Annotated in this window: 1 protein-coding gene and 1 pseudogene; one reads left to right on the top strand and one right to left on the bottom strand. The window is 56.3% G+C overall.

Annotation, left to right across the window (positions count from 1 at the left end; genetic code table 11):
• Nucleotides 1-122, bottom strand: a pseudogene (locus ACRESJ_RS30080) (phasin family protein); the annotation flags it as partial.
• 252 nt (nucleotides 123-374) lie between these two features.
• On the opposite strand from ACRESJ_RS30080, the gene ACRESJ_RS30075 reads away from it, so the two are divergent.
• Nucleotides 375-1,281 (top strand): DUF3141 domain-containing protein (locus ACRESJ_RS30075; RefSeq protein ID WP_431761138.1); only part of this gene is annotated, 907 nt, incomplete at its 3' end.

The raw sequence follows: 1,281 nt of genomic DNA, 5'->3' as shown, positions 1-1,281 counted from the left end.
GTCTTGAACTGCAATTGGCTGAGCTGTTCAACACTGGAGAAGATTTTGCCGCTGATTTGCTGCAGGAGGTCTAGGTTGGCGTTCTGAGCGTCTTGCAATTTTTCCAAGTTGAAAAAAGACATGCTTGAATCTCCTGATTCTGAAAGGCCGACGTGGGCCTGAGGACGCGATAGCGATCCTGCCGGTCATCGCGCTAGCCTTGATATTGCAGTGCACAAATTCGTTTGGCAATGTTTTTTTGTGCGCCGCACAAAAATCTTTTACCTCCCGCCGCTATTCGCTATAGACTCCTGAAAGGCAAACGGCCGGCCAAGCTCTCTTTGATGATGAGATGCAGGCGAGCTGCTTCTCATGCATAAAACCAGGAGATCACCATGGGCCAGGAAGATATTATTGCATCGCAATATGACAGACTTTCCTCTCAACGCGGCCTGTTCGAACACCTGAGTCATCTGCAGCGCCTCAATACGCTGAACTTCCTTTTTGCTTTTCGCCAGCGCCAGGAAAAAACCCTCGCGCCTCTGAAGCGGGGTCAACTCAGACAACCTACGCCCGCTGAATGGCAGGAATATGTCACGGACCTCGGCCAACGCTGCCTGCTGTTTTGGGACACCCTGCGCCAGCGCGGCGACAATACGCTGGCCCATGAACGCGCCGGGTATCCGCTGCTGCTCAAGTTCGATCATGAAACCCTGATCGCAGGCTCCGAGCTCCCACACCCGGTCAACTATTCACTGCAGCGAATCCTCCCCGGACCAGAGCAAGAAATCGACAGCAACGCCCAGCCGGTGGTCATCATTGACCCACGCGGCGGCCACGGCTCGGGAATCGGCGGCTTCAAACAGGATTCGGTATTAGGTGAAAGCCTCAGAGCCGGCCATCCCACCTATTTCATCTCTTTCAGTCACTCACCACAGCCTGGGCAAACCCTGGCCCATATCGCCGAAGCCCAGGCCCGGTTCATCGAAGTCGTCGGCGCCCTTCACCCGGCCAACAGCAAGCCGATCATCATCGGTAACTGCCAAGCCGGCTGGGCCTTGATGGGACTGGCGGCAACACGACCGGAACTGCCGGGATTGATCATTATCAATGGCGCCCCCCTGTCATACTGGGCCGGTGTCAATGGACGCAATCCGATGCGCTATACCGGTGGCCTGCTGGGTGGCGGCTGGTTGGCTCGCCTGGGCAGCGACTTGGGCAATGGCCGTTTTGACGGTAGCTGGCTAGTCGGCAATTTCGAAAACCTGGACCCGGCCAACACCTATTGGGGCAAGTACTACC

Origin of the sequence: Pseudomonas sp. (genome assembly GCF_050739655.1) — a bacterium.
GTDB lineage: Bacteria > Pseudomonadota > Gammaproteobacteria > Pseudomonadales > Pseudomonadaceae > Aquipseudomonas.
This window is presented reverse-complemented; position numbering and strand designations above follow the sequence as displayed.